The sequence below is a fragment of the Clostridium sp. C8 genome (genome assembly GCF_001010885.1).
GTDB lineage: Bacteria > Bacillota > Clostridia > Clostridiales > Clostridiaceae > Clostridium > Clostridium sartagoforme.
The window spans coordinates 39,741-64,077 of record NZ_LBMX01000092.1 but is presented as its reverse complement, the minus strand read 5'-3'; the positions used below and the strand labels follow the sequence as shown (position 1 = coordinate 64,077).

Annotated in this window: 24 protein-coding genes and 1 tRNA gene; 17 read left to right on the top strand and 8 right to left on the bottom strand. The window is 27.1% G+C overall.

What is annotated here, in order from left to right:
• Positions 1-40: 40 nt before the first annotated feature.
• On the bottom strand, positions 41-559 hold the full coding sequence (locus AAT22_RS14930; protein ID WP_016207885.1) for a GNAT family N-acetyltransferase: 519 nt from the start codon (positions 557-559) through the stop codon (positions 41-43).
• A 231-nt stretch (positions 560-790) separates the two neighbouring features.
• On the opposite strand from AAT22_RS14930, the gene AAT22_RS14925 reads away from it, so the two are divergent.
• From AAT22_RS14925 to AAT22_RS14905, 5 genes are all read left to right on the top strand, one after another.
• The gene (locus AAT22_RS14925; RefSeq protein WP_047001805.1) at positions 791-3,028 is read left to right on the top strand and encodes an excinuclease ABC subunit UvrA; all 2,238 of its coding nucleotides are present in this window, start codon (positions 791-793) and stop codon (positions 3,026-3,028) included.
• A gap of 116 nt (positions 3,029-3,144) precedes the next feature.
• Positions 3,145-3,621 (top strand): flavodoxin, encoded by a 477-nt coding sequence (locus AAT22_RS14920; RefSeq protein ID WP_047001804.1) that lies wholly within the window; start codon positions 3,145-3,147, stop codon positions 3,619-3,621.
• A 23-nt stretch (positions 3,622-3,644) separates the two neighbouring features.
• Entirely contained in the window at positions 3,645-4,010 is a 366-nt protein-coding gene (locus tag AAT22_RS14915; protein WP_047001803.1) for a hypothetical protein, read from the top strand.
• Positions 4,011-4,326: 316 nt separating this feature from the next.
• Positions 4,327-5,490, top strand: coding sequence for a 5-bromo-4-chloroindolyl phosphate hydrolysis family protein (locus tag AAT22_RS14910; RefSeq protein WP_047001802.1), 1,164 nt, complete (start codon positions 4,327-4,329; stop codon positions 5,488-5,490).
• Between the two features lie 22 nt (positions 5,491-5,512).
• Positions 5,513-6,655 (top strand): toxic anion resistance protein, encoded by a 1,143-nt coding sequence (locus tag AAT22_RS14905; protein ID WP_047001801.1) that lies wholly within the window; start codon positions 5,513-5,515, stop codon positions 6,653-6,655.
• A gap of 93 nt (positions 6,656-6,748) precedes the next feature.
• On the opposite strand, the gene AAT22_RS14900 is transcribed toward AAT22_RS14905, so the two are convergent.
• Positions 6,749-7,408, bottom strand: coding sequence for an elongation factor G-binding protein (locus AAT22_RS14900; protein WP_047001800.1), 660 nt, complete (start codon positions 7,406-7,408; stop codon positions 6,749-6,751).
• Positions 7,409-7,630: 222 nt separating this feature from the next.
• Positions 7,631-7,909, bottom strand: coding sequence for a CD3324 family protein (locus AAT22_RS14895; protein ID WP_047001799.1), 279 nt, complete (start codon positions 7,907-7,909; stop codon positions 7,631-7,633).
• 399 nt (positions 7,910-8,308) lie between these two features.
• On the opposite strand from AAT22_RS14895, the gene AAT22_RS14890 reads away from it, so the two are divergent.
• Positions 8,309-9,049 (top strand): hypothetical protein, encoded by a 741-nt coding sequence (locus AAT22_RS14890; RefSeq protein ID WP_047001798.1) that lies wholly within the window; start codon positions 8,309-8,311, stop codon positions 9,047-9,049.
• 94 nt (positions 9,050-9,143) lie between these two features.
• Here AAT22_RS14890 and AAT22_RS14885 read toward each other — a convergent pair whose 3' ends face one another.
• Positions 9,144-9,563 (bottom strand): cytidine deaminase, encoded by a 420-nt coding sequence (locus AAT22_RS14885; protein ID WP_016207877.1) that lies wholly within the window; start codon positions 9,561-9,563, stop codon positions 9,144-9,146.
• Between the two features lie 495 nt (positions 9,564-10,058).
• On the opposite strand from AAT22_RS14885, the gene AAT22_RS14880 reads away from it, so the two are divergent.
• Positions 10,059-10,817, top strand: coding sequence for a MerR family transcriptional regulator (locus AAT22_RS14880; RefSeq protein ID WP_047001797.1), 759 nt, complete (start codon positions 10,059-10,061; stop codon positions 10,815-10,817).
• A gap of 284 nt (positions 10,818-11,101) precedes the next feature.
• Positions 11,102-11,902: a MurR/RpiR family transcriptional regulator gene (locus tag AAT22_RS14875; RefSeq protein ID WP_047001796.1), complete on the top strand. Its 801-nt coding sequence runs from the start codon at positions 11,102-11,104 to the stop codon at positions 11,900-11,902.
• A 170-nt stretch (positions 11,903-12,072) separates the two neighbouring features.
• Here the strand turns inward: AAT22_RS14875 and AAT22_RS14870 are convergent, their stop codons facing one another.
• Entirely contained in the window at positions 12,073-12,813 is a 741-nt protein-coding gene (locus AAT22_RS14870) for a 3'-5' exonuclease (RefSeq protein WP_047001795.1), read from the bottom strand.
• Positions 12,814-12,983: 170 nt separating this feature from the next.
• On the opposite strand from AAT22_RS14870, the gene AAT22_RS14865 reads away from it, so the two are divergent.
• From AAT22_RS14865 to AAT22_RS14850, 4 genes are all read left to right on the top strand, one after another.
• Complete coding sequence (locus AAT22_RS14865) at positions 12,984-13,676, top strand: PHP domain-containing protein (RefSeq protein WP_047001794.1); 693 nt, start codon at positions 12,984-12,986, stop codon at positions 13,674-13,676.
• Positions 13,677-13,787: 111 nt separating this feature from the next.
• On the top strand, positions 13,788-15,320 hold the full coding sequence (locus tag AAT22_RS14860; RefSeq protein WP_047001793.1) for a peptidoglycan-binding protein: 1,533 nt from the start codon (positions 13,788-13,790) through the stop codon (positions 15,318-15,320).
• 72 nt (positions 15,321-15,392) lie between these two features.
• Complete coding sequence (locus tag AAT22_RS14855; protein ID WP_016207871.1) at positions 15,393-15,998, top strand: GH25 family lysozyme; 606 nt, start codon at positions 15,393-15,395, stop codon at positions 15,996-15,998.
• A gap of 141 nt (positions 15,999-16,139) precedes the next feature.
• Positions 16,140-17,615: an N-6 DNA methylase gene (locus AAT22_RS14850; protein ID WP_047001792.1), complete on the top strand. Its 1,476-nt coding sequence runs from the start codon at positions 16,140-16,142 to the stop codon at positions 17,613-17,615.
• Positions 17,616-17,644: 29 nt separating this feature from the next.
• On the opposite strand, the gene rd is transcribed toward AAT22_RS14850, so the two are convergent.
• Entirely contained in the window at positions 17,645-17,812 is a 168-nt protein-coding gene (gene rd / locus AAT22_RS14845; protein WP_047001791.1) for a rubredoxin, read from the bottom strand.
• Positions 17,813-17,937: 125 nt separating this feature from the next.
• Between rd and AAT22_RS14840 the strand changes: the two genes are divergently transcribed.
• Positions 17,938-18,240 (top strand): hypothetical protein, encoded by a 303-nt coding sequence (locus AAT22_RS14840; RefSeq protein ID WP_047001790.1) that lies wholly within the window; start codon positions 17,938-17,940, stop codon positions 18,238-18,240.
• A 52-nt stretch (positions 18,241-18,292) separates the two neighbouring features.
• Here AAT22_RS14840 and AAT22_RS14835 read toward each other — a convergent pair whose 3' ends face one another.
• Positions 18,293-19,867: a DEAD/DEAH box helicase gene (locus AAT22_RS14835; RefSeq protein ID WP_047001789.1), complete on the bottom strand. Its 1,575-nt coding sequence runs from the start codon at positions 19,865-19,867 to the stop codon at positions 18,293-18,295.
• Positions 19,868-20,154: 287 nt separating this feature from the next.
• Between AAT22_RS14835 and AAT22_RS14830 the strand changes: the two genes are divergently transcribed.
• Complete coding sequence (locus AAT22_RS14830) at positions 20,155-20,661, top strand: methylated-DNA--[protein]-cysteine S-methyltransferase (protein WP_047001788.1); 507 nt, start codon at positions 20,155-20,157, stop codon at positions 20,659-20,661.
• A gap of 218 nt (positions 20,662-20,879) precedes the next feature.
• Positions 20,880-22,004, top strand: a complete 1,125-nt coding sequence (locus tag AAT22_RS14825; RefSeq protein WP_047001787.1) for a Fic family protein — start codon at positions 20,880-20,882, stop codon at positions 22,002-22,004.
• A 74-nt stretch (positions 22,005-22,078) separates the two neighbouring features.
• Here AAT22_RS14825 and AAT22_RS14820 read toward each other — a convergent pair whose 3' ends face one another.
• Complete coding sequence (locus AAT22_RS14820) at positions 22,079-22,804, bottom strand: lysophospholipid acyltransferase family protein (protein ID WP_047001786.1); 726 nt, start codon at positions 22,802-22,804, stop codon at positions 22,079-22,081.
• A gap of 452 nt (positions 22,805-23,256) precedes the next feature.
• Between AAT22_RS14820 and AAT22_RS14815 the strand changes: the two genes are divergently transcribed.
• Positions 23,257-24,069: a staygreen family protein gene (locus AAT22_RS14815; protein ID WP_047001785.1), complete on the top strand. Its 813-nt coding sequence runs from the start codon at positions 23,257-23,259 to the stop codon at positions 24,067-24,069.
• 82 nt (positions 24,070-24,151) lie between these two features.
• Positions 24,152-24,226: transfer RNA gene (locus AAT22_RS14810), tRNA-Arg, on the top strand.
• The last annotated feature ends 111 nt before the right edge of the window (positions 24,227-24,337 follow it).

Here is a 24,337-nt window from a genome sequence, read left to right as displayed (position 1 = left end):
ATAAGAATATTAAGACTTAGTTTATTTATTATAAACAAACTTATAACATTAATTTCATTAAATTATCTGTCTGTTCATCTTCACCCAATTTGAAAATATGTGTATCAAATTTTTCAAATCCTTGCTTTTCATAAAATTTTATTGCATTAATATTGTTTTCCCATACACCTAACCAAATATAATTTAGGCTATTGTTTTTTCCAATTTCTATAGCTTTTTGTATTAATTTTTTACCAATGTGCTTACTTTTATATTCTTGTAATACATAAATTCTTTGAACTTCTAATGTATTATCATGTCCTGTTTCTGTTTGAGCTTTGTCAAAATTAACTTTCATATATGCAACTACTTCTTCATTAGTTTCAACTATGTAAAATTTTGAGCCATTATTTTTAATTTCACCTTCTAACTTCTCATAAGAAAAGTTTTCTTTTAGATAATTTTCCATATCTTCTTTCGTGTTTTCACCAGAAAATGTTTCATAGAATGTCTTTTCACTTATATATTTAACTTTTTCTATATCCTTTAAGCTACATTCTTTAATTGATAAATTGTTCATAATTTTTATTCCTCCAAAAACATATTTTTCTTATTAATTATATAACAAAAAAGTTTACACTATCCCCCAGAGTTTTAGTTATATGTTACAATCAATTAATGTAATCAAGATTTAAACAGGAGATAATTAATGAAAAGTTATACAACAGCTCAAATAGCTAAAATTATTAATGTTCATCCTAATACAGTTATATATATAGAAACGATAATTTAAAAGTAATGGAGGGATAAAATGGCTGATGAATTTATTTATTTAAAAGGATGTAGAGAAAATAATCTAAAGAATGTATCTTTAGAAATACCTAAAAGAAAAATAACAATTTTTACAGGGGTTTCTGGGTCAGGGAAATCATCAATTGTTTTTGAAACAGTTGCTAAGGAAGCGCAACGCCAATTAAATGAGACATTTAGTGCGTTTATAAGAAATTTCTTACCTAAGTATGGGGATGTAAAAGCTGACCACATTGAAAATCTTTCCACACCAATTATTATTGATCAAAGCAGACTTGGTGGTAATTCAAGATCAACTTTAGGTACTATTACAGATATAAATTCATATCTTAGAGCTTTATATTCGAGATTTGGAAGTACATATATCGGAAAGGCAAATATGTTTTCATTTAATGATATAAATGGAATGTGTCCTGAGTGTGAAGGCCTTGGGAAAAAGTTAGTTCCTAATATGGATGAAATAGTTGATACAACTAAATCCTTAAATGAAGGAGCAATATTACTTTCTGGGTTTGGGATTGGGTCTTGGAATTGGAAGTTGTTTACTGAATCAGGGTTCTTTGATAATGATAAAAAAATATGTGACTATTCAGAAGATGAGCTGCAGAAGTTTTTATATGGCGAAGCAGAGAAGATAAAAATAGATGAAGTAGGAACAATGAACTTAACATATGAAGGTTTAATAGTTAAGTTTAATAGGCTTTATTTAAAGAAAGAAGGAGAAGTTTCTGAAGCTGCTAAAAAGAAGTTAAGTAAATTGCTTATAGAGGGGGAATGTCCTCTATGCAAAGGAAAAAGACTTCATGAAAGAGTTTATAATTGTTTAGTTAATGGATATAATATTGCAGATTTAACTAGTATGCAAATTGATACCTTGGTTAAAGTAATTGCAGAAATTAAGGAACCAGAGGCAGAACCTTTAGTTAAGGGGATTATTGAAAAGTTAGGTAATATCATTGATATAGGTCTTGGATATTTAACTTTAGATAGAGAAACTTCATCATTATCAGGTGGAGAATCACAACGTATTAAAATGGTAAAACATCTTAATAGTAACCTTATAGATTTAATGTATATATTTGATGAACCAAGTATAGGTCTTCACCCAAGAGATGTTTATAAGTTAAATAACCTTTTAAGAAAACTACGTGATAAAGGAAATACTGTAATTGTTGTTGAACACGATCCTGATGTTATTAAAATTGCAGACCATATTATTGATGTGGGACCTCTAGCAGGAACTAATGGAGGGGAAGTAGTATATAAAGGAAGTTATGAAAATTTGCTCACTTCTGGAACTTTAACAGGCAATGCCTTAAATAAATCCCTTGATATCAAGGAAAATGTAAGAGCACATAATGGATATTTAAAAGCTGTTAATTGTAAGAAAAATAACTTGAAGAATATATCTGTTAATATACCAAAAGAGGTATTAACTGTAGTAACAGGAGTTGCAGGTTCAGGTAAAAGTACATTAATTAAACAAGAGTTTTTAAAGCAAAATAAAGAAGCTGTATTAATAGACCAAAGTCCTGTAGGAGCAAATTCAAGGTCGAGTTTAGCAACCTATAGTGGAATTATGGATAATATAAGAAAGGCTTTTGCAAAAGAAAATGGTGTTAATGTATCATTATTTAGTGCAAACTCAGAAGGTGCTTGTGAAAATTGTAAGGGGAGTGGAGTAATAGAAACAAATCTTGCCTTTATGGAAAATATTAAGAGTACTTGTGATGTTTGTGATGGTAAGAAGTTTAAGAAAGAAGTTTTTGAGTATAAATTCCAAGGTAAAAATATTATTGAAGTTCTTGAAATGACTGTTACAGAAGCTATAAAATTCTTTAATATAAAAGCAATTAAAACAAAGCTACAATCTATTGAGGATATGGGAATTGGATATATAACTTTAGGTCAAACTTTAGATACACTATCAGGTGGTGAATGCCAAAGATTAAAGCTAGCAAGTGAATTACATAAAGAAAGTTCAGTATATATAATGGATGAACCTACCACAGGTCTTCATATGGCTGATGTTGAAAAGTTTGTAAATATAGTTGAAAATATTGTGGATAATGGAAATACAGTTATTATTATTGAACATAACATAGACGTAATTAAAAGAGCGGATTGGATTATAGATCTTGGACCAGATGGAGGAACTAAAGGGGGAGAAATAATATTTGAAGGAACTCCTCTAGAACTAAGAGAATGTAAAAAATCATTAACTGCTAAATATTTATAATTGTATTACTTAAATTTTTCTTTGAATTTAGGATTGACTATGACCTTACGTCATAGTGTAGAATGTGATAAAGAAGAGTAATATAAATTGGAGCTTCACGAAGGGAGATAACATAAATGAGTAATACACTTATTGTTTATTATTCGCTTTTCCAAAATACAAAGAATTTAGCGTTAGAAATATCAAAGCATACTGGTGGCATTATAAGAGAACTAATTCCAGATAAGAAGTATTCTTTTGACTATAATACAGCATGTAAAGAAGTGAGAAGCGAAATTTCACGGGGTTTTTGCCCTAAGTTAATATCTGGGAATGAGCCGATAGATGATTATAAAACAATATTTATAGGTACACCTAATTGGTTTAAAAAAGCAGCACCTCCAGTTACGAGTTTCCTTAAACAACATAACTTTGAAGGGAAAACAATAATTCCTTTTTGCACTCATGGGGGTGGAGGATTTGGCCAAATTGAAAATGATATAGCAAGAGAATGTAAGGAGGCCATAATTCTACCGGGTATTGATATAAATGGTAACACTACATCTGAAGAAATTTTAAATTGGCTTGAAGCAATTGGATATGAATTAGAATAAATTTAAATTTGAGGTGAAATACTATGGGCAAATATACGATGGAAGAACTGGAAGAAGCGCTACGAGTTGTTTCCTCAACTATAAGTAAGTGTGAAAAAGCACAACAAAAGTTTATGGAAGGAACTTCTCAGCATACACTCTTAAAAAACAGAATAAAGGCAATGTATATTTCAAAATCGTTTATAGGAAATGAAAATAATATGAACAAATATACAAAAGAAGAATTGCTTGAAGCACTACGCCCTGTATCATCAATTATAAGCAAATGTGAAAAAGCACAACAAAAATTTGCAGAGGGAACATCCCATAATACACGTCTTAAAAACATTATAAAAGCAATGTATATTTCAAAAGCATTGATAACAGCTGAAATTACTAAAAGAGGTTAACTTGTGTTTTATGGCAGCATTATAATCAAAGTTTGAAGTATGACCAACCGCCAATATATTTGCTAGTAGGCTAATAGGATTGAATCTTGTAAACATACAGGATCAATCCTTTTTTTGATATGAAAGTAAAATAAAAATAAGAATTGATTTGTTATAAATTGTAATGAATATAAGAATAAGATATAATTAATCTAAATGATGGTTCAATTAATGATCTACATTAGTACTATATTATAGAAATGCAGATTAATAATATTATTTAAAAAGAATGGTAAATTTGAAAGCATATATAAGTAAATAATCTGGAGGCATGGCTATGGATAAGAAGGAATTTTCTGACTTAGAAGATCAAATTATGAATACTGTAAAAAATGCACTTAATGCAATAGATTTTGCTACACTAAAAAGGGATTTTACAAATAAAGCCGATGATACCATGAGTAAAGTTAAGAGTAAGCTTAAGGAATATAATGAAAAGGTGGAAAGTAAATATACCGAAATAGATAAAAGTGCTAAAAATAAAATATCGTTATATGTTGATAAAAGGCCAGCGGGAACTGTGTCAGGAATACTTTATATAGTGATTGGTTCTGTGGTAAGTGTACCATTAGGAATTTTATTAATTATATATATGTTATGGACTTCTCTTATAAGCGGATTTTTAGTAAGCAGTACTATTGGACTAGGAATTTTAGTAGCTTTTTTTGTAGGAAGCATTGGGTTAATTTTTCGAGGTGTAAATTTAAGAAAAAGAATAAGACGATTTAAGAGATATGTGAGATATCTTGATAATAAGGGATATTGTTTAATTGAAGACTTAGCTAATACAGTTAGATTGAAAAATAAATATGTAATCAAAGATTTAAAAAGAATGATTGAATTAGGTATGTTTAAGGAAGCTCATATTGATGAAGAAAAGACTTATTTAATGATAAATGATGATGTCTATAAAGACTATTTAAATTTAAAAGCTCAGGAAGCTAATAGAGATAAGCAAAGAGAGGAGCAAGAAGTTAGAGAAGAAAAATTCAATTCAGAAGGTGAAGAGTTAAGAGCTGTAATTCAAAAAGGGAAAAATTACACTGAAGAGATAGAAGTTGTAAAAAATAAAATTAATAATAGAGAATTTATATTGAAATTAGATAAATTACGAAATATTGTGATTCAGATACTAAATTATATAGAGAAAAACCCTAAGAAGATACAAGAAGTTAATAAGTTTATAAATCATTATCTTCCTATTACAATAAAATTAGTTAATTCATATAAGGAGCTAAATGAGCAACAAGTTCAGGGAGAGAATATTAAAACTGCAAAAAATGAAATTGAAAAGAGTATTGATGTTATAAATATAGCCTTTGAAAAGTTGTTAGATGACTTATTTGAAGATGTTGCTTTAGATATTTCTACAGATATTTCTGTTTTAAAAACACTATTTACTCAAGAAGGTTTAACAGATAAATCTGATTTTAAAAAGTGATGAAAAGTGGGAGGATTTTATAATGAAGGACGAATTTAAGGAGAATATTGATATACAGCCAGAATTAACTTTTGATACTTTTCAGGAAGTGGTTCCTGCAATTAAAGTAGAAGAAGAGAAAGTAGAAGATATAATTAATGATGCTAATTTAACTGAAGAAGAAAAAAGGATGGTAAATCAATTTGTAGATAAGATTGAGATAAAAAATTCAAATTCAATTCTACAATATGGAGTGGGTGCACAAAAGAAAATTGCTGATTTTTCAGAATCAGCTTTAAATAATGTAAGAACAAAAGACTTAGGTGAAATTGGAGATATGCTTTCAAATGTAGTGCATGAGTTAAAGAATTTTGATGAGTCAGAAGAAAAGAAGGGTATATTAGGCTTATTTAAAAAAGGGAAAAATAAGATTTCTCAAATGAAAGCTAAATATGAAAAAGTGGAAGATAATATAAATAAAATGTGTTCTACCCTTGAAAGTCATCAAATACAGCTTTTAAAAGATGTTGCTATGCTTGATAAAATGTATGAAATAAATAAAGTTTATTTTAAAGAGCTTTCAATGTATATTTTGGCTGGAAAAAAGAAGCTTAAGAAGCTAGAAAATGAAGAACTTAAAAAGCTTCAAGAGAATGCAATAAGAAGTGGTTTGCCACAGGATGCTCAGGAAGTAAATGATTTTATTTCTCTTTGTCATCGATTTGAAAAGAAAATTCATGATTTAGAACTTACTAAAATGATATCTCTTCAAATGGCTCCCCAAATTCGATTAATCCAAAATAATGATTCTCTAATGGCTGAAAAAATACAATCTACAATTGTAAATACAATTCCACTTTGGAAAAATCAAATGATATTATCCCTTGGAGTTGCTCATTCTAGTAATGCTGCAAGGGTACAAAATCAAGTTACCAATATGACTAATGAACTTTTACGTAAGAATGCGGAAATATTAAAAACCTCAACAATAGAAACTGCTAAGGAATCTGAGCGTGGAATAGTAGATATTGAAACCCTAAAAATAACAAATGAATCTCTAATTTCAACTCTGGATGAGATTCTTAGAATACAAAATGAAGGGCGTCAAAAGCGTAAGGATGCTGAATTAGAATTAGTTAATATTGAGGAACAATTGAAGAATAAGCTTTTAGATTTTAAAAGATAATATAAATAATATATCTTGAAGATGGGCCTTACTATTTTAATAGTAAGGCCTTAAATATTAAGGCAAAACTTTACTAAAATTATAGAGTAATTATTATTTTATATTATTGACATCTTTTAAGAGTTTTTCAAGTTTCTCTATTGATACAATTCTATCATTACAAGTTTTGCTGTCTAAACATATGTTAAATCCAAGTGATTTATATCCACCTTCTTTAGAATTATTAGTTTTACAAATAGGTGAAACTGACGCTATTTCATCAGCTTTCCCCACACGATTACAGAGTACACATATATGAGCATTGTGAAAGTCTGGATTTGAAATTCTACATGCCATACCAACAAGATTATCATTCATATTATAAGCTATAAATAATTTCTTTATGGAGTCATCAACCCACCCTAGGTAAACATTTTTTGATTCTTGAGCATCTTGGCTTGGAAATTTAAATTTTTTTTCCTTTTTAAATAATCTATTAATTTGAGCGTTTGTAATAATGGGCATTCCATAAACATATTCATTTAAATGATCTAAATATCTATCTATATGATGTGATTTAGTTATTTTACTAATATCAAGTAAATCTTTTTCTTGTTCAGATAAATCACCAAAGATATTTAATATTTTATCTTGAATATATATTTTAGTAGCTTCAATGATATTAATGTCTACGCATCCAGTAAAAGCATTATTTAAATCTTTTAAACACTTTTTTATATAATTAAATTCATGTTTTTTTATAAAGGTATTCATAAAGTTCTCTCCTATCTTAAATAATTTATAAAATAAAAAGATGATTATTATTACTTCAACTGAAGTTAACAATAATCATCTTAATTTAAAAGCATCATATATTCACAATCATTTCCTTTGAATTTTGTTTTAAATTATAAGTAATAACTTCCATTGATTCTACAATGAAAGAATAACATAGTTTCAAATAAGTATTCAATCTAATAAATAATTCTGTAACAATTATGAGCCTGTATGTCTTTCTTGACTTATTATTCTTCTTATACTTTTTTCTGATAGATAGTACTCCTTAGTTAACTCATTAATAGTAGATCCATTAATATACTTTTTATAAATCTCATTATTTCTTATCTTAAGACTATGTCTTATACCACTTTTTTCTCCCCAGGATTTATGATTGTCATCTTTCCTAGGGACATAAAGATACTTTCCATCAATATATTCCTGTATTATTTTAACAATTTCCTCTGGTAACACATCTTGTGCCTTTGCATATTTCATTTCTTTACTCCCTCACTTTTATTAAAGTATTAAAGCAAAGAATACAAAAAGCTATGCGTTATAGAGCCTAAATGATTTATGCACTTCAGCTAATTTAACAGCTTAGGCTCCAAACAAAGTATAGCTGACTTTGTATAGTCTTTGCAGGAGCAAGCTGATTTATAGCTGAATGTATTACAGACTTTCATAAAAACACCCCCAATACATTATAATTACTATTATTATAACATGATGAATATATATAAATACAATATATTATTTACTATCTTCACAAGTATTAACAATATTTAATAAACCAAGATTTAGTTATAAAAAGTAATTTTTATGAAAAAAATATAAAAGAGTTAAATAGAAGGATTTCAGTAGATAATGAAAGTTTAATTACTTATGAGGAATATTATGAAAAAGACATTGTATGATTATAAAGAGAAAATAATTAAATTACCAATAAAGGATAAGTATAGCAAGGATGAGCTATTAATTAATGATTTTTTAATGGATAAAGAAAATAATTTAGAGATATATTATTCTCCACATAATGAATATTTGAATTCAAAAGCTAAGGTATTTATTATTGGAATAACACCGGGATTCCAACAAATGAGCATATCTATAGCAACAGCTAGAAAAGAACTTGAATTAGGAAGCGATATTAAAAATATACAGTATAAGTGTAAGGTAGCGGGACGTTTTAGTGGAATAATAAGAAAAAATATAATAAGTATGTTAGATGAAATAAATTTAAATAAGGTCTTAAATCTAAATAGTTGTAGTGATATGTTTGAAAAAAGTGATTATTTTCTACATACATTTTCTTTAATTCCTTATCCTGTTTTTGTTAACAAACAAAATTATTCAGGGCATACTCCAAAGATGATAAAGAACAAATTTTTAATGAAGTATATATATGAAAGTTTTATTAATGAATTTAGAAGTCTAGATAATAGAGAGCAAATTTTATTAATACCATTAGGTAAGGCTGTAGAGGAGGTTTTATGTAAATTAGAAGGTGAAGGTATAATAATAAAAGGACAGATACTTAAAGGCTTTCCACATCCTTCAGGAGCTAATGTTAATAGATTAATACAATTTAGAGAGAATAAAAACATTATGATTAATTTTATTAATAAAAAATTATAGCTTTTAAAATAAAAGAAAAAATAAGATTTTAAGGAATATAAGAGTATATAACTCTTGTATTCCTTTTCAAACTTAGTCTATTTATAAGTTCCATTTATCTATCGAGATCCTTACTAGTAAATCCTAATGGAAGTAATTCTTCTAGTAAATATTCTTTAAAATCATCTTTATTTTTAGCAAGATAAATTTTAAAGGTTTTAGGATCGCAAAATTCTGCTAGTACCTGTCTACACACACCACAAGGAGCACAATACTCTGTATTTTCTGCATCATCTTTATTGCCTACTATGGCAATTGCTAAAAATTCACGCTGACCTTCTGAAATAGCTTTAAAGAAAGCTGTTCTTTCAGCACAATTAGTTGGTGAGAAAGCTGCATTTTCTATATTACAGCCTAAATATATTTTTCCGTTTGTACCAAGTAGAGCTGCACCAACATTAAATCCAGAATAAGGAGTATAAGCAAATTTTTGAGCTTCATAAGCCTTTTCAACTAATAATTTTGCATCAATCATAAATTTCACCTGACACTTTCTATAATAATTCATTTATTAATATCTACTAGCAATAGTATATAACAATAAATGGATTATTATTATAACACTAAAATTTTTACATGTATATAATGCTTTAAATACAAAACATTTTTGTTATATAAAATGTCATATTAATACCATAGGATTTATCTTGCTAAGTAAAATATTGAAAATTTAAAGAGTGAAGAAGAAAATCCTTACAGGGTTTTAGAAAAAGATATGTTCATCTACTTCAGGCAAGTTTCAGTAGATGGGCTTTCATACTAAGTTTACTTATAAATTGTTTTGCAATTTATATCATAACCTGTTCCTTGTTCCCTGTCACCTATTACTTTATCAAAAAAACTGTGAACTGTGAATTGTGCACTGTGAACTGAATAAATTGTTTCGCAATTTAAATAAAAAGTTTAATTTTAAGTATTGACATTCACGCAACGTAATGCCTTATTATTAAAAATGTCAGGAGGTAATGATATGGAATATACAATTAAAAAGCTAGCTGAATTGGCAGGAGTAAGTACACGAACACTTAGATACTATGATGAAATTGGACTATTAAAGCCGTGTAGGGTAAATTCTTCTGGATACCGAATTTATGGTAAAAGAGAGGTAGACTTATTACAACAAATATTGCTTTATAGATCTATGGATATGAGATTAGAGGATATACAAGAGATAGTTTCTAAGCCTAATTTTGATATTTGCCAATCTTTAATTGAGCATCACCAAAGACTTATTTCCAGACGAAATCAACTTGATCAATTGATTTTAACAGTGGAAAAAACATTAAAATATAATAAGGGAGAGATAGAGATGTCAAATAAAGAAAAATTTGAAGGATTTAAAAAAGAAAAGCTACAAGGGAACGAAGTAAAGTATGGTAAGGAAATAAGAGAAAAATATGGGAAAGAAACAGTTGAAGAATCTAATAAGAAATTTTTAAATATGAGTGAAGAGGACTTTAAAAAGATGCAGCAAATTGAATGTGAAATGTTTGAAGCTTTAGCTGCAGTTACAAAAACAAGTGATATAAGCTCGAATGAAGCAAAATCTGTATATGAGAAGCATAAAGAATGGTTAAGTTTTTCATGGCCAACTTATTCAGCAGAAGCACATATAGGGCTAGCTGAAATGTATGTTGCAGATGAAAGATTTGCGAAATACTACAATGATAGGGGCGGTAAGGATATAGTTAAGACTTTAAGAGACATTATCGTAAGATATGCAAAATAACTATGTACCATCTATAATATAAAATTATTAGAATATAAATTAAAGAAAGCTGAAACTATGCAAATAGTTTCAGCTTTTCAATATAATATTATTTGAATTATCAGAGAATCCATAGGAATATTATAATATTTTTAAGTAGAGTATAAATCTTTACATCTTTTATTTAATTTATTTTAATGATATTCTATAGTTAACTCAGTTATTTAATATAGTTTATTTAATTAATTACGTCAAAATAAAATAATTTACATAGAAGTAAGTTCTAAATTTATGGAGGATTTCAAGTGGATATTTTATATAAGATACAAAAAACGTATGGAGAGTTTTCTGGTAAGGAAAGGGATATAGCAGACTATATTATGCAATATGGTGATAAAATAAAGAATATAAGTATAACTGATTTGGCAAAGGAAATAGGAACATCAGGAGCCACTATAACAAGGTTTGCCAAAAAGATAGGCTGTAATAGCTTTGTAGATATGAAGATAGAGCTTGGAGCAAATAAAATAGAAGTGCCATCTATTGATGAAGAGGGTATATTTTCAGCTGCTTATCAATACTATAATGAAGTTATAGAAAGAACTAAAATGTTAATAGACAAAGAAGCAATATTGAAGGTAGTAAAAGAAATAAAAAAGGCTAAAAATATATACATATATGGTGTAGGAAGTTCTGGCTTAACAGGCAATGAAATGATGCATAGACTTCTTAGAATGGGTTTTAGTGTGCACTCTATTTCTGATTCTCATATGATGATTATAAATAGCTCAATAGTATCAGAAGAAGATTTAGTAATAGGAATTTCTATATCAGGAGAAACTCAAGAAGTTGTACATTCATTAAGAAAATCAAAAGAAAATGGAGCCAAAACAGTTTCAATAACAAGTTTTGAAGAAAGCTCTATAAGTAAATATTCAGATATTAAGTTTATGGTATATAATCCAAATTTTATTGACAGAAGTAGATTTATTAATACTCAATTTTCTGTTATGTATCTTCTTGATTTAATATCTATGGTCTTATTAAAAGACACTAATTTAAGTAATAAGATGCAAATTACTATTAACGCTATTATAAATAGTTAAGAAAATAAAGGAATTAATAATTAATAACCAACAATTAACAATTAAGGAATAAAAAACTAGTAAACTTTCGAATAAAAGGTGCTTTGTATCAATTGAATTTTAAGTTTTACATAGCAAAATATCCTTAATTGTCAATTGTGCATTGTTAATAAAATAATTTATCTTGCAAATTATTTCATAAATTGTTTAGTTCTTCCCATGTTATATGCAGTTTTTATAATGGATTTTTCTTCTTCAGACATTTCTCTATTGTACATTTTATTAAATTGCTTAAATAGTGAAACAGTATCAATTTTATTTCTATATGTATTTTTTGTAGCATTCCTATTAACATAAATATAGTTTTCAGGAACTATATTATCATTAATAATTTTTTTGAAAACTTCAGCTGTATAAAAAGCATCATAAAAGGCATTATGAAAATTTTCTTGAAATTCTATGTTCAAAAGCTCAACAGCTGTTTTCAAACCGATTTGAGTTCCTTTGGAAAGTTTGAAAAATTTAGAAGTATGTTTTTGCACATCTATATATCTCGTAGGAAATATTTCGGTAGACAAATTATTAAACTTTATATTTCTTATAAATTCTCTTAAATCAGCTTTTCCCCACACACATAGCACTAAATCTTCATTTCCAATAAACTCTATAAATCTATTATAAGTGATAGTAAATGTATCACATTTAGCCAGCATATCTTTCGTTATTTTTGTAATATTTTCTACGTAAGGATTGATATCATTATATACAGTAGGCCTTACGAATTCATTAAATGTTGATATAACTTCTAAGCTCTCATTAAGCTTTAGTGCACCAATTTGAATTATTTCAAAAGGTAATTGAGATATAGATATATTATTAGGAGTATTAATATTATTTTGGTTAAATTCTAAATCATAGAATATATAATTCATTTAAATTACCTTCTTCCAAGATTAATAAAAGTTTTATTTTATATAATTTATTCTAACCTTTTTAATAGATATATTATATATTATCTTTATAAATTTCCATAAAAATAATATGGCAAAAATTATTATTTCAAAATATATATAAATTATAAGTAATTATAAGGGATTAAGTAATGTACACAAAAGGAGATTTTCATATTCACTCAACAGAATCAGATGGAGATTTAAAACCCGGAGAAGTTGTATTATTAGCTAAAGAAAGAAGAGTAGGTATAATAGCCTTAACGGATCATAATACTATAAGTGGAAATAAGCAAGCTATCAAAGTGGGAAAAATTCATGGAGTAAAGGTTATACCGGGAATAGAACTATCAACAAGATTTAAAGGGCAAAAAGTTCATATATTAGGGTATTTTACTGATGATAAGTACGAAAGTACTGAGTTTAAGTTAATTTTAAATAATTTGCGTGCTAGAAGATTTAAGGCGTGCCAAATTTATTTTAAAGGAAAGTTAAGTTTTAAATCAGAAGCTGGAAAAATAATAACATCAGCAGGAATAGAATTTTTACACCATTATAATGGGAAAGTTGTGTTAGCTCATCCAACATTGTTAAACAAAAATATATTTAAAGAGATAATTAATTTAAATTTTGATGGAATAGAAGCTAAATACTATAGAAATAAAGAAAATGAAACAGAATATTTTATGAGTATTGCAAAGAAAAAGAATATTATATATACAGCAGGTTCAGATTTTCATTCTTTAAATAAGCTAGATATGAAACATGGAACTCTTGGACAAATTTATCTAGAAAGTGATGAAATAAGTGATTTTATAAAAATTTTAAATTTAAATGGAAATTAAAGCATACAAATATAAGCATCATTCACAACTACCACGACCAAAAGGGATTTATCACATATAACCTTTTAAGTGAATAGAATAGTAAAACAATATATTTGGAGGGTATCGATTTTGTCTACAGGATATATATTAGTAAGGTTATTTAAAGTGGAAAACTTATTACCAAAGACAAAAGCAAATTTAAAAATTATTAATGCTAAGTCCAGAAATATAGTTTATGAAAAATATAATGCATTTGATATAAGTGGAAAAAGTACAATTATACCACTAGAAACTGTAGATAAAAGTTTATCTCAGAGCCCGAATAGTCAATTTATAATCCCATATGAAATTTATGATTTAGAAGTTAGCGTAGAAGGAGTTAATCCAATTATAGTAAGAGGTATAAGTGTATTTGATGGAATAACATCAATACAAAATATTGAGATTAAAGATTATAATAATACAATAAATTTAGAAAACTTATCTGAAAATGCTACGGTAAATGAGCAACAAGAGTACACAAGTATTAATAAGAACTTTTTAATGACTCCATTTGTTCTTAAAGATGTATTCGTACCTGAATTTATAGTTGTACATTTAGGAACGCCCAATTCATCGTCAGAAAATATTAAAGTAAGGTTTATTGATTATATTAAGAATGTTGCTTCTAGTGAAATTTATCCTACTTGGCCAGAAGAAGCAATAAGGGCTAATATATATTGCCAAATATCATTTGCATTAAATAGAGTGTATACTGAATGGTATAGAAATAGAGGTTACTCATTTCAAATAACCAATTCAACCGCCTACGATCAAAACTTTATAAAGGGAAGAAATATATTCGATAATATAAGTAAAATAGTGGATGACATTTTTAATGAATATATAAGAACTGTTGGTAATAGAACACCTTTTTTCTCTCAATATTGCAATGGAACATCAGTCAGGTGTGCAGGATTATCTCAATGGGGAACTGTAGATTTAGCTAAAAAGGGAATGAAGGCGTTAGATATAATTAAATATTATTTTGGAACTGACAAGGAGCTTGTTAGAGCTACAATTATTGAAGGAATACCTGAATCATATCCAGGCAAAGCATTAAGAATTAATGATGTAAATAATAATGTTAAAGTAATTCAAAAATATCTAAATATGATATCTAAGAACTTTCCAGCTATCCCAAAGATATATCCTGAAAGTGGGGTGTTTGGAAGAGAGACCGAGCAATCGGTAAAAGTATTTCAGAGGGTATTTAATTTAGTCACAGATGGTATTGTGGGAAGAGTGACTTGGTATAATTTATCAAGTGTATATGTAGGAATAAAGAGATTAGCGGAATTAAATCAGGAGTTAGAAATAGATTTAGGGACAGGAGGAATACGGGAACCTACTGATTCTTATGAACCAAAGTGGGATGGTAAATATCCGGGGTATCCCATGAAAGAAGGATCAAGAGGAAATAAAGTAATTGAGTTTCAATATTATCTTAAAACAATAACGAATGAGTATAATATACCTACTGATCTTATTGTAGATGGTGTGTTTGGGAATGTTACTAGAGATACAGTTATAAAATTTCAAAAACTATATGGGCTAGAAACAGATGGGGTAGTGGGTCCATATACTTGGAATAAGATAGTGAATGTTTATACAAATTTATAAATGTCCACTTTTTCATAATGATTGCATAGTATATCTTAGGAGAAAAATTAAACTATAGAGGAGAAGATGGGTATGCAATCAATAAACTTTGGGAAATATAAGGGAATTGATATATCAAGCTGGCAAGGAGAGGTTAATTTCAAGGAAGTTAAAGAAAATGGTATTGAAGTTGTATATATAAAAGCGACTGAAGGTAGTCACTATTTAAATCCAAGAGCAGATGAATATTACTTAAAAAGTAAAAGTAATGATATACTTATAGGGTTTTATCATTTTTTTAGGCCTAAGGTAGATGCTAAAATTCAAGCAAACTATTTTTCAAGTTATGTAAAGAAAAAGGACTTTAATTGTAAATTAGCATTAGATATAGAAATAACAGATGGATGTAATGCTGATGAATTATCTAAAAATTGTATAATATTTTTAGAAGAAGTAAAAAGTATTACAGGAAAAGAAGTGGTAGTGTACACATATACAAGCTTTGCGAGAGCAAGTCTTACTAAAGAGTTAGGAAGGTATCCACTATGGATAGCAAATTATGATGTAGAAAAACCTGAAGAAAATCCTATATGGGATGAATGGATAGGCTTTCAATATTCAGAATCTGGGAATATTCAAGGAATAAGCACCTATTGTCCATTAGATGTATTTACAGAGGAAATATTATTGTCTAATTAATATAATTATAGTAAGCTTACCTATAAGGTTAAAGGGTAGGCTTATTTTTTGTATAAGAAAGTATAAAATTTAAGTACTAAAATAAGTTATGGTGTATAATTAACAATAAATGAAGCAATTTAAGTTTTGGAGAGAATACTTATGGGAAGAAAAAATAAGATATTAAAGGAAAATATTATAGATGAAGTAGTTATAGATAAAAGAGAAGTAGGATATTATTCAACTCCAACTTTTATATGTGATTATATCACAAAAAGAGTAGTAGATATAAATAAAGAGGGCAAAAGCGTTTTTGACCCATGTTGTGGTAAAGAAGAAATGCTAGAACCTTTTAATGGATTTAACATTAAGACTTATGGTATGGATATTATTAGATATAAGGAGAAGTATAATTGTAATTTTAAGAATATGGATTTTATTGAGTATTATTATGAATGCATTAATGCTGAAGAATTTTTAAGTTATGATTATTATGTGTTAAATCCTCCATATAATTGCCATGAAGTAAAATATATAAGGAATAATAAAAAAATATTAAAAAGGTATTTTAAAGATGTAGGTATTCATAATATGTATGGAATGTTTATATCTGCTATTATAGATCTAGCAAAAGAGGGAGCTGTAATAGGTATAATAACTCAAGATTCATTTATGACATCTAAAAGTTATATTGGCTTAAGAGAAAAAATATTAAAAAGTTGTACTATACATGAAATTATAATGTGTCCAACAGATTTATTTCTAGAGCAAGGAGCCGAAGTTAGAACTAGTATAGTTATATTACAAAAGGGATTGGATTACCAAGGAAATATAATATTAAAAAATAGATTTATAGATAAGAATGAATTAATTAATTTCTTAAATTCTTCAAGAACTTGTGATAATGTATATTCAATAGAGGATGTTATATTAAATAATAAAAACGATAAGAATGAATTTTTGATAGAATGTCCAAGAGATATTAAATGTTTATTTAATCATAATAGACTTGGAGATGAATTTAAGTGTATAACAGGAATATCAACAGGGAATGATGGACAATATTTATCTAGAGAAAATAAAGATCCATATATAATACCATTTTACAAAAACCCAGGTAAGGATAGATATTATACGGATAAGGTAATGTATATACATAAAGATTTCATAAACATATCAAAAGAAGTTTCTAATTTTATAGTAAGAAATAAAGAGTTATTATATAAGCCTGGAGTGATTTGCTCATCTATGGGAGTGCAATTTACAGCATGTAAGTTACCTAAAAATAGTACCTTTGGAGTAAATACATGTATTATATGCGATGATAAGGATATATTTTGGATATTAGCATATTTAAATTCTACTTTAGTAACTTATTTAGTGAGAGGCGTTTTAAACAGAAGTAATATGATTACCTCAGGATATGTTTCTAGAATTCCATTATTAAATTTTGATAATGTAACAAAGGAGAAGTTAAATAACCTAGGAAATAAAGTTTATAATATGGCTGAACAGAGAGAAGATATGAATGAAATTTTAATAGAGATAGATAATATAATCAATGGTACATCTAAATTATCTAAAGAAACAATTTCATATATTAATAAATTTAAAAGTAATTTGATTAAAAGAACATAAAAAACAGTCCTCACGACTGTTTTTTTATTTTACTCTTCATCTAAAGGCTCAAATTCATCTTTTGAGGCACCACATATAGGGCAAACCCAATCATCTGGTAAGTCTTCAAATGGGGTATCTGGATCTATTCCGTTATTAGGATCTCCATATTCAGGATCATAAACATAGGTACAAGGCACACAGATATATTGTTGCATTAATATAAACCTCCTAAATTTCCTTTATATTTTAAAATGTATTGGGTATAGTATTAAAATATGATATAAATTATTATAAATAGTGAAAAAATAATATAAGAGCTTTTTAGAAAAGAGGTAAAGTTATGGGAAGAAAAAATAGTAAAAATAATGATTTATTAAGTAGTGTAAGAAAAGATACATCACCTAAAATATATTCTATATTAGTAGACTTAGTTAATGATGATAGGGAGGACTTAGCAGAGATAGTATTGAAAATAGATTATTTATTGCAATATACAAGTGCATGTATAAATCATAAGGATTTTGACGAAGCTAGAGAGTCAATAAAAAAAGTAGAAGATAGAATTAAAATTTTAGAAAAGGAAGAAAAGAATATTGATTATTTAATATATATTTATGAAGGCATAAAAAATAAATGTAAATAATACAAAAGGCTATTTTAAGCATGATACGCATTAAATAGCCTTACTTTTATGATTATCTTCTTTTTTTGTTAGCGACCTCAATGTTTACTTTTCTTTTATTAAGCTTAACACCGATACATTTATCAAGAACTTTATCCTTAACGTCAGGAGATATATTTACAAAAGAGAAGTTTTCTAATATGTCTATATCACCAATTGAAGAAGCTTTTATTCTAGCTGTATCTTTAATAAAATTAACTAGAGTTTTAGGGTTTATTCCATCTCTTCTTCCTATAGATAAAAATAATCTTATATCCTCTGATTTAGGAGCTTCTAAAACATCATTTGTATAAGTTTCAAGTAGCTCATCATTAAATTTATTCTTTATTAATGCAGCAATAATCTCTATAGAATCAAATTTTTCAACAAGCTCTTTTGCTACTGGAATAAACTTTGAATAATCAGAATCTGTAATAGTATTAGTAACATCTTCTAAAATAGATTTAGATTTATTATCAAATATATCATTAACTGTAGGAATAGCTTTTCTAGTTATATCACTCTTAGTTACTGATTTTATTTGTTTTAACATCGAAAATTCTTTTGGAGAAACTAAAGAGTAAGCAATACCTTCTCTATTTGCTCTACCTGTTCTACCAATTCTGTGGACATAGCTTTCAACATCTTGTGGTAAGTCATAATTTATAACATGAGTTATACCTTCAACATCTATACCTCTTGCAGCTACATCAGTTGCGATTAAGTAATTTAGTGAACCTTCTTTGAATTTTCTTAAAGTTCTTATTCTGTGTGCTTGAGACATATCACCATGCATACCTTCAACTATATAACCTCTTGATTGCATACCTTCAACTAATTCATCAACGCCTTTTTTAGTTCTGCAGAAGATTATAGCAGATGATGGAGTATCATAATCTAAAACTCTACAAAGTGCTTCAAATCTTGTTTTGTGAGATATTTCAAAGAAACTTTGACTTATTGTAGAAACTGTCATAGAAGTTTTCTTTATAGAAATTTGCTTAGCATCAGGTTTCATATATCTTTTTGCTAATTTTCTTATTTGATCAGGCATTGTTGCTGAGAATAATAAAGTTTGTCTTTCACTAGGTAATTGCTTTATTATGTCTTCTAAGTCATCGATAAATCCCATATTAAGCATTTCATCAGCTTCATCTAAAACTAAAAATTTAATGCCATCTAATTTAATAGTTCCTCTTTTTATATGATCAAGAACTCTACCAGGAGTACCAACTACTATATTTACATTTCTCTTTAATGCTCTTATTTGATTTACTATAGAATCTCCACCGTAAATCGGTAATACTGACAAATCATCATATTTTGATAATCTTTTTAATTCATCATTAACCTGAATAGCCAATTCTCTTGTAGGAGCCAATATTATAGCTCTAAGGCCATCATTCTTAGTGATGTGATTAATGATACCACAGCCAAAAGCAGCAGTTTTACCAGTACCTGTTTGAGCTTGCCCTATAAGATCATATCCTTGTATTGCAACAGGTATTGCCTCAGCTTGTATTTGAGATGGTTTTTCAAAACCTAAATCAGTAATAGATTTTAAAAGGCTATCCTTAAGCCCTAAGTTATTAAATTTTATTTCATTCATTCAAAATCCTCTTTCTTTTAGTATTTAAAATAATCTATAATTAAATATAATATATATTTTTAAATTTTACGACGGGTATATAATATTAACATTCCATGGAGCAAAGGAATTTATAATATAATTTTAAAAATTCTAAATAATTACTATAAATTATATATTATTCTTTGTCAACTAGCTTAGTATACACTATAATTTAAAAATATGCTCGTATTATTTACTAGTAAAATAAGTTATTTTGTAATAAATATTCAAAAAACAATAAGTAAACGTTTGATAGGAGGGATAATATGGAAAAAACCACAAAAAATTTATACTTCTATAAAATAAATAGCATTATAGGACCAATATATATAGTAAAAAGTTCAGATGGATTAAGAATGATTGAGTTAATAGAAGAAGAATGGATTGAATTTAAGGAAAAACAAAATTTAATAGAAGATAAAAATATATGTATGGATGTAATTATTCAGTTAGAGGAATACTTTAAAGGAAAAAGGATGGAATTTGACTTAGCTTTAGATATAGAAGGTACTGAATTTAGAAAATTAGTATGGAATGAATTAGTGAAAATTCCATATGGTGAATTAAAGAGTTACAGCTATATAGCAAAGTCTATAGGAAATGAGAAAGCGGTAAGGGCAATAGGGCAAGCTAATAGGGCTAATCCAATTCCGATAATAATTCCATGTCATAGAGTGACTGGTAAGAATGGAATGTTATTAGGATATGCAGGAAATCATACAGATATTCAAGAAAAACTTATTAATTTTGAAAAAAGAAATATACAAAAATAAACAAATATTGAGAATAGATAAATTTACATATTATGGGGCGGGTTATATCTCTCCCCTTTTTATTTTGTTAATAATATTATTGAAAAATAAGTATAAGTATTTTAATATATAATTAAAAAGTATTATAGTAGTATATTATTAGTAATTAAACGAGAAATTTTTCGTTATAAGAATAGTGTTATAATAGTATTTAAGTAGTAATAAAAGTGAGGATAGCTATGGACAATCAACTTATGCAAGATTTTAACAGTTTATATTTTAGTAAAAAACAAATTTCAAGAAGGATATTTGAAAAAGAAGAATTGGAAAAAATATGGGAAACAATTCAAGGAGAAAGGTTAAAGTTATCTAAAAAAAATAATTGTGACTTTAAGCCGATAATTGATTATTGGTTTAATAATACAGAAAGTATAGATAGTAATATTGAATTTATTAATGAAGCTAATAATTTGGGAGTATTTAATTATATATCTTCAAAGATAAAGGATAACCTAAACAAATCAGCAGAAAGTTTAGAAATATCTCAGTTACTTTCTTTAAATGGTATAGAGACATCAGAGAAGAAAATTAATGATATAATAAATATTATTAATAATAGTAATATTATTGATGAAGATTTTCTGTGTAATTTATATAACATAATTGAAATGGAAGATTTAGAACCTGATAAAATCAATAAGGTGAATAGTAAAAATAAATATAGTATTAGTAGAATAGTAGAAGATGGACATAATATAGAAAATTTATTGCTTTTAATAAATAAATATGAAGAAAAGAGTATTTTAATAAAGGCTACAGTCATACATCTGTATGTAATAATCAATAATCCTTTTATAAAACATAATGCCATAATTTCAGAGCTTTTAACATATAAATATCTATTGATGAATGGATATGAAGTTATAAAATATTGCTCAATATCTCCTTTAATAAAAGAGAAGTTGAAAAAATACAATACAGCAATTGAAAATAGCTTATCTTCAAATGGTGATATAACTTATTTTATTAAATTTTATTTAGACATACTTAGAAATTCTATTGAAGTTTTAAATATGGAGTTAAATTATAAATTTGGGAAAAAGATATTGAAGGAATTAATTGAAAAGAATGATGTAAAGCTAGAAGAAAGATGTATGAAGTTTATTAATAGTGTCTTAACTTCAAAAAATAATGTTGTAACTATTGATGATTATAAAAAGAAACTAAATGTATCTTACGAAACTGCTAGAAGTGATTTAAACTATTTAGTTACACTAGGCTTTTTTAGGATTGCTAAATCAGGAAAAAGATATGAATACTATAAAAATGATATATCCACAATTGTAGATAATTTTGAGGAGTAAAATTATCTAAATAGTAAAAAATAAAATAAAACAGATATGAATTATAGCTTCATATCTGTTTTACTAATTTAGTCCTAATTAGGTAGTTTACTTTTAACTATTTCATATACCTTTTTAGGTAAAATATCTTGCTCTTCTTTAGTTAAATTAGTTGTTTCTATAGCTGGATGAATATATAAATCTACATTTGCTGGTTTTATAATCCATTTACGTTTATTAGACTCCATTATTTTATAAGATCCACTCATTGTAACAGGTACTATTGGAACTTTAGATTTTGTAGCTAATTTAAAACTTCCAGCTTTAAATTCACCCATTTTATCACCCTTACTCCTTGTACCCTCTGGGAATATGACTAATGAATGACCATTCTTCAAAACTTTAACTCCTTGAATAATAGCTTCTCCAGCTTTTCTTAAATTACTCCTATCCATAAAGACACAATGCATATATTCCATCCAAGTGCTGACCCCAGGAATTTTTTTAACTTCTATTTTAGAAACAAATCCCTTAGGGACAGGAATTTTACTAATATATATTGGAATATCAAAATTTCCTTGATGATTTCCTATAAATAATACATTTTGATCTTTAGGAAGGTTTTCTAATCCATGAACATTAACACGAACTCCAGCAACTTTTAAAAGGCTATTAGCCCAAGCTGAGGTTGCCTTAAAAGTAAGACGCTCCTTTTCTTCTGCCATATCTTTTTCATTAAATCTTTTAGTTTTTATCATACTAGGAATACTACGTAGCAAACCCATGAAGAAAACTACATACCAAGCAATAGATCTAAGCATGCAAATCAAATCCTTTCAAAAATTATTAAAATACCATAAATAAAGTATATAACAAAGTTGGAATATAGAAAAGCATATAAGTTTTAAATTGCGAAGCAATTTATATAGTTCACAGCGCACAGTTCACAGTTCACAGTTTTTGGAATAAAGTAACAGGGAACAGGTTATGATATAAATTGCAAAGCAATTTATAAATGAAAGAATGAAAAAATTGAGGTTATTTTGCTACACAAAACTAACTACTGTCCCTAAGCTTACCTTGAAGTAGATGTTTCTTAATTTTTAATTATAGTTTACATCTAGTACTTGTTACCTGATACCTGTTCCCTGTTACCTAAAAAAATAAAACAACTGTGCACTGTGCCTTGTGAACTGTGAACTGAAAAATGCTTCGCAAAATATAACATGCAAGCATATAGTAAGTAATAAAAAGCATTTTAGAGGTGAAAGGTTTGAATAAGCGAAACCAGGGGAAACTGAAGGTTGATTTCAAGAGTGGAATATCACAAGATGGGCCTATAATTCCACGTAAATATACAGTTACTCATTCAGATGAAACCGGCGAGATATTAGTAACAGTAGCTAAGCATTATGATAAATCTAATATAAGTAATAAGAGGGATGAGGTATTTGCTAGATGGTTTCAAAATGGTAGCAATTACGTTTTATGTTTATATTTGAATGTAGATGGAATTGAAAGGGATAAGAATAAAATAGAAATAAGAAATAAAATTTTTAGAGAAGAGATACCTATAGCTATTACAGCTATAAGACAAGGCGACTTAGAATTAATTAAAAAACATAATAATTTAGATGAAGCAGATATATTTATCAAATTTAATTCAAGATATGAGGAGTTTTATAAGGTTGAAAATTGGGGGAAATTAAAAAATTATAAATATATAGATGATTATGATGAATATGAACTTGAGGAAGATGAAGAAGAAAAGTGGGTAGAAGAAAGAAGAAATTCTCTTATTAGAAAGAAGAAATGTAAAATTATTATGCAAGAAAGCATCATACTTAATCTTCTAAATCCATATATAGAAAATAGACTATGTGTTTTATATGGAAGTAATATAAGATACAATATTGAAAAGTGTGAAATAGTAGATATAGAAGAATTAAAAACTTTAGATGGATGTGAGAAAATATATGAAGTATTTATAGTAACAAAAATAAAAATGAATTCTATTAGTAGGAATGTTTCAATAGAGTTTATTGTGAAGCCAAACAATGTGATAGTTAAAAAGGTAAAAGAATAAATAATGGCTATGGAGTATATTATAGTAGTAGGATAATGTTGACATATAATTAATGTTATTATACAATTTATTTGTTGATTATGTCTCCATAGTTCAATGGATAGAACAGTCCCCTCCTAAGGGACAGATACAGGTTCGATCCCTGTTGGGGATACCACAAAGCATTCAAACCTTGTAATATAAAGGATTGAATGCTTTTGTTTTTTATATAAAATTTAAAGATTAATTTAGCAGTGATTAAAATATACTATATTAAATAACTTTCAAT